Origin of the sequence: Allgaiera indica, assembly GCF_900106675.1 — a bacterium.
Lineage (GTDB): Bacteria > Pseudomonadota > Alphaproteobacteria > Rhodobacterales > Rhodobacteraceae > Acidimangrovimonas > Acidimangrovimonas indica.
Genome location: NZ_FNOB01000012.1, coordinates 128,692 through 135,379, shown reverse-complemented (window position 1 = coordinate 135,379; position 6,688 = coordinate 128,692). Strand labels below are relative to the sequence as shown.

Below are 6,688 nucleotides of genomic sequence, written 5' to 3'. Positions count from 1 at the left end.
ATTGGCAGAGAAATGATATCAATCAACCCGATCAGCAGGTGCAACGAGTAGCTTAATTTACGCCAGATCCTGTCCAAGAGACGGGGAGTAGCTCATACGGCAAGATCGAGGTCGCACTTGCGCCCTCTATGCACTTCGCTTCTCGTCGTCCTAGAACCGCTTGCGCGCCCGAAGTGCCGCACCGATCGTGCCGTCGTCGAGATAATCCAGTTCCCCCCCGATCGGCACGCCCTGGGCAAGGCTGGTCACCTGCACCCCGGCAGGTTCGAGCGCCTCGGCAAGGTAATGCGCCGTGGTCTGGCCGTCGACGGTGGCGTTCAACGCCAGGATCACTTCGCTGATACCTTCCGCCCCGATCCGGTCGACCAGTTGCGGGATGCGCAGATCCTCGGGCCCGATGGCGTCAAGCGCCGAAAGCGTGCCGCCAAGAACGTGATAGCGGCCCTTGAACGCGCCGCCGCGTTCCATCGCCCAGAGATCGGCCACGTCCTCGACCACGCAGATCTCGCCCGTCGCGCGCTTGTCCGAGGCGCAGATCGGGCACAGCTCGTCGGTGCCGATATTGCCGCAGCGCGCGCAATTGCGCACGCCACGCGCGACCTCGGCCAGGGCCGCCGCCAGGGGCGTCATCAGCACCTCGCGCTTGCCGATCAGGTGCAGCACCGCCCGCCGGGCCGAGCGCGGCCCGAGGCCGGGAAGCCGCGCCATCATGTCGATCAGCGCCTCGATCTGCGGCGGGATGTCGGCCATGGCCTAGAACGGCAGCTTGAAATCGGGCGGCAGGCCCATCTCGCCGGTCAGGCGCTGCATCTCCGACTGGTATTTCTCGGCCGCCTTCTTCTGCGCGTCCTTGATCGCGGCCAGGATCAGATCCTCGGCCACCTCCTTCTCGGAGGGTACGAAGATCGAGGGGTCAATCTCGAGCCCGGTCAATTCGCCCTTCGCCGTGGCGCGCGCCTTCACCAGCCCCGCGCCGGATTCGCCTTGGACCGTCGCGCTTTCCATCTGGCGGTTCAGGTCTTCCATCTTGGCCTGCATCTCCTGCGCGGCCTTCATCATCTTGGTCATGTCACCAAGACCGCCCATACCCTTGAACATGCGCGTCGCCTCCATTCGTCATTGAAATCAAGATAGGCGCGCCGCCGCCCGGCCACAAGCAAGCCAAGGCGCTAGCCGTCCTCAAACGGATCCCATTCGTCCTCGACCTCGGGCAGCGCGCTTTCGGCGGCGTCCCGGATCAACGCCTCGGGGGCGCGGATCTCGGTGATCCTGGCCTCGGGGAAGGCGGCGAAGACCGCCTGGACCAGCGGATTTTCCGCCTGCAGCTTCGCGCGCTGCTCGGTCAGCCGTGCCTCGCGCGTCTCGGCGATCGTGGGGGCACCGCCCGACGAGACGACCGACACCCCCCAGCGCTGATGGGTCCAGCCCTGCAGCCGCCCCGCCAGCCGCGCGGCCAGATCCGCAGGCGCGTCCGGCGCGGGTTCGAACTCGATCCGGCCGGGGGTATAGCGCGCCAGGCGCAAACCCGTCTCGACCTCGACCAGCAGTTTCACGTCACGCATGGTGCGGATCAGTTCGACCACATGGTCGAAGCTGGGAAAGCGTGCCGCCAATGCCTCGGGCGCGGCGGCGGGCGCGGCCTGCATGGCCGGGCCGCGCGCCGGGGCCATCGCCGCGCCGCGCATCGGCGCATGCACCATCCCCGCCCCCGGGCCGCCACCGGCAGGCCGGGCACCGCCACCACCGCCGCCACCGCCCGGCCCGGCGGGCGGACGCGGGGCGTCTTGCAGCTTCCTCACCAGATCCTCGGGCGTGGGCAGGTCGGCCACATGGGTCAGCCGGATCACCGCCATCTCGGCGGCCATCATCGCGTTCGGGGCCTGGGCCACCTCTTCCAGCGCCTTCAGCAGCATCTGCCACATCCGCGTCAGCGCCCGCATCGGAAGCGCACCCGCCATCCGCTGTCCGCGCTCTCGTTCGTCGGGCGAGACAGTCGGGTCCTCGGCCGCCGCGGGGGTGATCTTGATGACGCTCAGCCAGTGGGTGATCTCGGCCAGATCGCGCAGCACCGCCATCGGATCGGCGCCGCCGGCATATTGCGCGGACAACTCGGACAGTGCCGCGGCGGCGTCGCCCTTCATGATCAGGTCGAACAGATCGAGCACCCGCCCCCGGTCCGCCAGCCCCAGCATGGCACGCACCTGTTCGGCCGAGGTCTCGCCGGCGCCGTGGCTGATCGCCTGATCCAGCAGCGAGGTCGCGTCGCGGGCGGATCCCTCGGCGGCCCGCGTGATCAGCGCCAGCGCGTCGTCGGCGATCGCCGCGCCCTCGGCATCGGCGATGCGGCGCAGCAGGCCGATCATGTCCTCGGGCTCGATCCGGCGCAGATCGAAGCGCTGGCAGCGGCTCAGCACCGTCACGGGGACCTTGCGGATCTCGGTCGTGGCGAAGATGAACTTCACATGCGCCGGGGGTTCCTCCAGCGTCTTGAGCAGCGCGTTGAAGGCGCTGGTCGAGAGCATGTGAACCTCGTCGATGATGTAGATCTTGTAGCGCGCCGAAGCCGCCCGATAATGCACGCTGTCGATGATCTCGCGGATGTCGCCCACGCCGGTGCGGCTGGCCGCGTCCATCTCCATCACGTCGACATGGCGGCCTTCCATGATTGCGCGGCAGGGCTCGCACTGGCCGCAGGGCTCGGTCGTGGGGCCGCCCTGGCCGTCGGGGCCGATGCAGTTCAGCCCCTTGGCGATGATCCGCGCGGTGGTGGTCTTCCCGGTGCCGCGGATGCCGGTCATGATGAAGGCCTGGGCAATGCGATCGGCGGCGAAGGCGTTCTTCAGCGTCCGCACCATCGCCTCCTGCCCGACAAGATCGGCGAAGGTCTCGGGCCGGTACTTGCGGGCCAGGACCTGGTATTTCGGGGCGGCGGTGTCTTGGGTGTCGCTCATGCGGATCGGGCGGGCCCTGGCTGGATTCGGATCGGCCCCCAGACTAGGGTGCGGCCGGGGCGGCGTCCAGCACATGGCAGGCAACAAGACGCACGCCGCGAGGCAGGAGGTGGGCATGGGATACGAGATTGCCGAGATCGGGTTGGGCGGCGGCACGATCGGGATCGGCGCGCTGCCGGGGCTGGACGGCGATTACCGGGGCGATCTGGCGGCGATTCTGGCCTGGCGGCCGGGGATGGTGCTAAGCCTCGCCACCGTGGCCGAGGCTGAGCGCGGCGGCGCCACCCGCCTGGCCGCCGATCTGGGCGCACAGCAGATCCCCTGGCGACGCTTCGCGATCACCGATTACGGCGCCCCCGACGCCATGAGCCGCGAATTGTGGCCGATGCAATCGGGCGGGCTGCTGGCGGCGCTGGGGCGCGGCGGGCGGCTGTTCATCCACTGCCGCGCTGGCTGCGGCCGTTCGGGCATGATCGCGCTGCGGCTGATGGTCGAGGCCGGCGAGCCCCCCGAGGCGGCGCTGGCGCGGCTGCGCGCGGCGCGGCCCTGCGCGGTCGAGACCGCGGCGCAGATGGCCTGGGCGGTCGAGGGCTGAACGCGTGGCGCTGTTTCCGATCGTCATCGTGCTGGTGCTAGCGGCGATGTGGTGGATGCGCCGCCATTCCACCCTGACCCGGCAATGCCGCTGGCGCGCCGAACGTACCCACCCCGCCCCGCCCGGCCAGGCGCATTTCCGTTGCGCCGCCTGCGGGGCCGAGACAGATTGCCCGAACGGAAAAACCCCGAACCAATGCCTGCGCCCCTGACCCCGAGGCCCCGATGAAACCCGCCACGCCCGAAACCGCAGCCCCCGCCGACGCCGAGGCCCGCCGCGCCCTGCCCCCGGTGATCTGCTACCCCGTCGACAGCCTGCCGCCGCCCGACCTCGCGACCTACCGCGCGGCCCGCGCCACGGCGCGCAAGACCGCCGAAATCATCGCCCCCCCGCGCCAGGCCGCCTGCTTCACCGCCCCCGCCGGCAGCTTCTTCCGCATCACCTGCACCGAAGGGCCCCAGGTCGGCGACCTGAACCTGTGGAACGCCGCCGACCTGTCGGAACGCTTCTATTCCGGCAAGACCCGCGCGCTGCACGGCACCCATCTTTCAACCGGCGATCGGCTGTGGTCCAGCTTCCCCGCGCTGCGTCCGATGGCGACGATCACGGAAGACACGCTGGACTGGTACGGCTTCGACGACTTCGGCGGCGCGGTGCATGACGTGATCGGCACGCGCTGCGATCCCTATACCCACAACCTGCTGAAGGGCGGACAATATCACCATTGCTGCCATTCCAACCTGACCCGCGCCCTGGCCACGGCGCGGGACATGACCCATGCCGAGGCCGAACCCCATATCCATGACGTGCTGAATGTCTTCATGTGCACCGGCTTCACCCGCGACACCGGGCAGTATTTCATGAAGGCTTCGCCCGTGCGCCCCGGCGACTACCTCGAATTCTTCGCGGAAATCGACCTGCTGGGCGCGCTCTCGGCCTGCCCGGGCGGCGATTGCGGATCCGAACATTCTTCGGACACCGCTGCCTGCCACCCCCTGCAGGTCGAAATATTCACCCCCGACCCCGCCGCCCTGTCCGGCTGGACCCCGCCGCCCCGGAACGGCTACGACGGCAGCCACGGCGCCTGAAGCCCGCTCGCCCTGCGCCACAGCCCTTCATCTTGGCCCAAATACTCCCGCCGGAGGCGCCCGGCCCCGCCTCCCGCACCGGGCCTCAGCAGTAGCGCTCGGCCGCCGCCATCTGGCCGTCGCTGTAGCGATCGCCGTGGGCAAAGCCCGCCGGCAGCAGGCTCGCGATCTCGGCCCGGTCGGCATCGGTCAGGGTGATCTCGCACGCGCCGGCCCATTCGACCAGATGCTCGGCCGTGCGGGTGCCGGGGATCGGGATCAGATGCGCGCCCCGGTCCAGCACCCAGGCCAGTGCGGCGGCGCTGACGCTCCAGCCCCGGTCACGGGCGAAATCCTTGAACTTCCGGATCGCCGCGGTGTTGTAGCTGAAGTTCGGCTCTTGGAAGCGCGGGTTGGTACGGCGGAAATCGCGCTCGGCCATCGCCGCCGGGTCGGGAAAATGTTCGCCGAACATGCCGCGCGCCAGCGGCGAGAACGGCACGAAGGCCACACCCAGGTCGGCGCAGGCCTCGATCAGCCCCAGTTCGGGCTGCCGCGACCACAGCGAATATTCGCTCTGCACTGCCATGCACGGATGCACTGCATGGGCGCGGCGCAGGGTCGAGGGGGCGACCTCGGACAGGCCGTAGCCGCCGATCTTGCCCTCGTCGATGAAGGCCTTCAGCGTGCCCACGACCTCTTCGATCGGGCGCGCGGCCTCGCGGCGGTGGATGTAGAACAACTCCACGTGATCGCGGCCCAGAAGGCGCAGGGATTTCTCCAGCTCCTGGCGCAGATGGGCCTCGGAATTGTCGAAGCTGCGCGGCGGGCCGGGAACGATGCCGGCCTTGGTGGCGATCACCGCATCCTTGCCGCGGCTGCGGCGCCAGGTGCCGATGACCTGCTCGGACAGTCCCATGCCGTAAAGGTTCGACGTATCCAGGAAGGTGATCCCGGCATCATGGGCCGCATCGAGACAACGCAGGCTGGTTTCCTCGTCGGTGGGGCCGAAAAAACCCGCGAAGCTCATGCATCCCAGCCCGATGGCCGAGACCATGGGGCCGCCCGCCCCCAACTGGCGTTGCTTCATGCCTTTGTCCCTTTCCGGATGCGCGCGATTTCGCCGAAGCATGGCCAGATCCGCCCCGAGGTCAAGCCTTGCTGCCCACACGAATCGAGAAGGCAGCCGTCCCCGCGACATGACGCGGCCCGTCCGCCCCGCGCCGCCGCGCGGTCCGGTTGCCTCTGCCCCTTGCCGCCCGCATATTGCGTGCCATGCACCGGCCCCGCGGATGCTTGGGGCGCGACCCCGAAGGACAGCCATGACAGATCAGCCGCCCGGCCCCGCACGTCTTTCCGCCCCCGAGGCCGAAAGCATCGTCGCCGTGCTTTCCCTTGCCGAACGCCTGAAACGCGAGATGCGGCACAGCTGGCTTTCCGACGGTCGGCGCGAAAGCGTGGCCGAACACACCTGGCTGATGTCCATCGCGGCGATCCTGGTGGCGCCGCGGCTGGAACGGCCCGTCGATCTTGGCCATACCCTGAAGCTGATCGCGCTGCACGACATCGCCGAAGCCATCACCGGCGACATCCCCTGCATGGAACAAAGCCCGCGCAAGGATGCCAAGCAACAAGAGGAAGCCCGGGCGATGGAGACGATCAAGGCGATGCTGCCTGCGGATATCGGCGCGCAGGTGATCACCCTCTGGCGCGAATATGAGGACGCCGAGACCGACGAGGCACGCCTTGCCCGCGCCCTCGACAAGCTGGAGGTCCAGCACCAGCACAACCTTGCCGATCTTGCCACCTGGACCGAGCCCGAATACGGCCTGGTCTACACCAAGATGGACCGCGAATGCGCGCATGACGCGACCCTGGGCGCGATCCTGTCGGTGATCAGGGGGCATTCCGAACGAAAGCTGGAACAGGGCGGGGTCGATGTGCGGGCGCTGCGCGATCGGCACGTCCGGCGGGATTAGGATCCGCGGCCGCGATCGGCCCGTCGCATCCCGAAGATGCGCGGCCGCGACCGATCCCGCATCGTTTCCCAAGAACGGCAGAAGGGGCGCCGCGGC

8 protein-coding genes are annotated in these 6,688 nt (G+C 69.0%); 4 read left to right on the top strand and 4 right to left on the bottom strand.

Going from position 1 to position 6,688, the window contains the following annotated elements; genetic code table 11:
• Positions 1-150 precede the first annotated feature (150 nt).
• The 3 genes from recR to BLV97_RS12590 form a co-directional block, all read right to left on the bottom strand.
• Entirely contained in the window at positions 151-750 is a 600-nt protein-coding gene (gene recR / locus BLV97_RS12600; protein WP_035846517.1) for a recombination mediator RecR, read from the bottom strand.
• A gap of 3 nt (positions 751-753) precedes the next feature.
• The gene (locus tag BLV97_RS12595) at positions 754-1,098 is read right to left on the bottom strand and encodes a YbaB/EbfC family nucleoid-associated protein (protein WP_035846538.1); all 345 of its coding nucleotides are present in this window, start codon (positions 1,096-1,098) and stop codon (positions 754-756) included.
• Positions 1,099-1,169: 71 nt separating this feature from the next.
• Positions 1,170-2,951 carry a DNA polymerase III subunit gamma/tau gene (locus BLV97_RS12590; RefSeq protein WP_035846515.1) on the bottom strand — a complete coding sequence of 594 codons (1,782 nt, stop codon included), beginning with the start codon at positions 2,949-2,951 and terminating at the stop codon, positions 1,170-1,172.
• 115 nt (positions 2,952-3,066) lie between these two features.
• Between BLV97_RS12590 and BLV97_RS12585 the strand changes: the two genes are divergently transcribed.
• From BLV97_RS12585 to BLV97_RS12575, 3 genes are read left to right on the top strand one after another with little or no spacing between them, the layout of a single operon-like run.
• Entirely contained in the window at positions 3,067-3,546 is a 480-nt protein-coding gene (locus tag BLV97_RS12585) for a protein-tyrosine phosphatase family protein (protein ID WP_035846513.1), read from the top strand.
• A 4-nt stretch (positions 3,547-3,550) separates the two neighbouring features.
• Positions 3,551-3,757, top strand: a complete 207-nt coding sequence (locus BLV97_RS12580) for a hypothetical protein (protein WP_035846511.1) — start codon at positions 3,551-3,553, stop codon at positions 3,755-3,757.
• Positions 3,758-3,770: 13 nt separating this feature from the next.
• Positions 3,771-4,634, top strand: coding sequence for an urea carboxylase-associated family protein (locus tag BLV97_RS12575; RefSeq protein ID WP_035846508.1), 864 nt, complete (start codon positions 3,771-3,773; stop codon positions 4,632-4,634).
• Between the two features lie 85 nt (positions 4,635-4,719).
• Here the strand turns inward: BLV97_RS12575 and BLV97_RS12570 are convergent, their stop codons facing one another.
• Positions 4,720-5,703, bottom strand: coding sequence for an aldo/keto reductase (locus tag BLV97_RS12570; protein WP_035846506.1), 984 nt, complete (start codon positions 5,701-5,703; stop codon positions 4,720-4,722).
• A gap of 232 nt (positions 5,704-5,935) precedes the next feature.
• Here BLV97_RS12570 and BLV97_RS12565 point away from each other — a divergent pair, with 232 nt between their 5' ends.
• Complete coding sequence (locus tag BLV97_RS12565) at positions 5,936-6,592, top strand: HD domain-containing protein (RefSeq protein ID WP_051646314.1); 657 nt, start codon at positions 5,936-5,938, stop codon at positions 6,590-6,592.
• Positions 6,593-6,688 lie beyond the last annotated feature (96 nt).

What these genes read in the sequence shown, in the direction of transcription:
- recR (WP_035846517.1), bottom strand. Translation starts at nt 750, where the DNA reads ATGGCCGACATCCCGCCGCAGATCGAGGCGCTGATCGACATGATGGCG.
- BLV97_RS12595 (WP_035846538.1), bottom strand. Translation starts at nt 1,098, where the DNA reads ATGTTCAAGGGTATGGGCGGTCTTGGTGACATGACCAAGATGATGAAG.
- BLV97_RS12590 (WP_035846515.1), bottom strand. Translation starts at nt 2,951, where the DNA reads ATGAGCGACACCCAAGACACCGCCGCCCCGAAATACCAGGTCCTGGCC.
- BLV97_RS12585 (WP_035846513.1), top strand. Translation starts at nt 3,067, where the DNA reads ATGGGATACGAGATTGCCGAGATCGGGTTGGGCGGCGGCACGATCGGG.
- BLV97_RS12575 (WP_035846508.1), top strand. Translation starts at nt 3,771, where the DNA reads ATGAAACCCGCCACGCCCGAAACCGCAGCCCCCGCCGACGCCGAGGCC.
- BLV97_RS12570 (WP_035846506.1), bottom strand. Translation starts at nt 5,703, where the DNA reads ATGAAGCAACGCCAGTTGGGGGCGGGCGGCCCCATGGTCTCGGCCATC.
- BLV97_RS12565 (WP_051646314.1), top strand. Translation starts at nt 5,936, where the DNA reads ATGACAGATCAGCCGCCCGGCCCCGCACGTCTTTCCGCCCCCGAGGCC.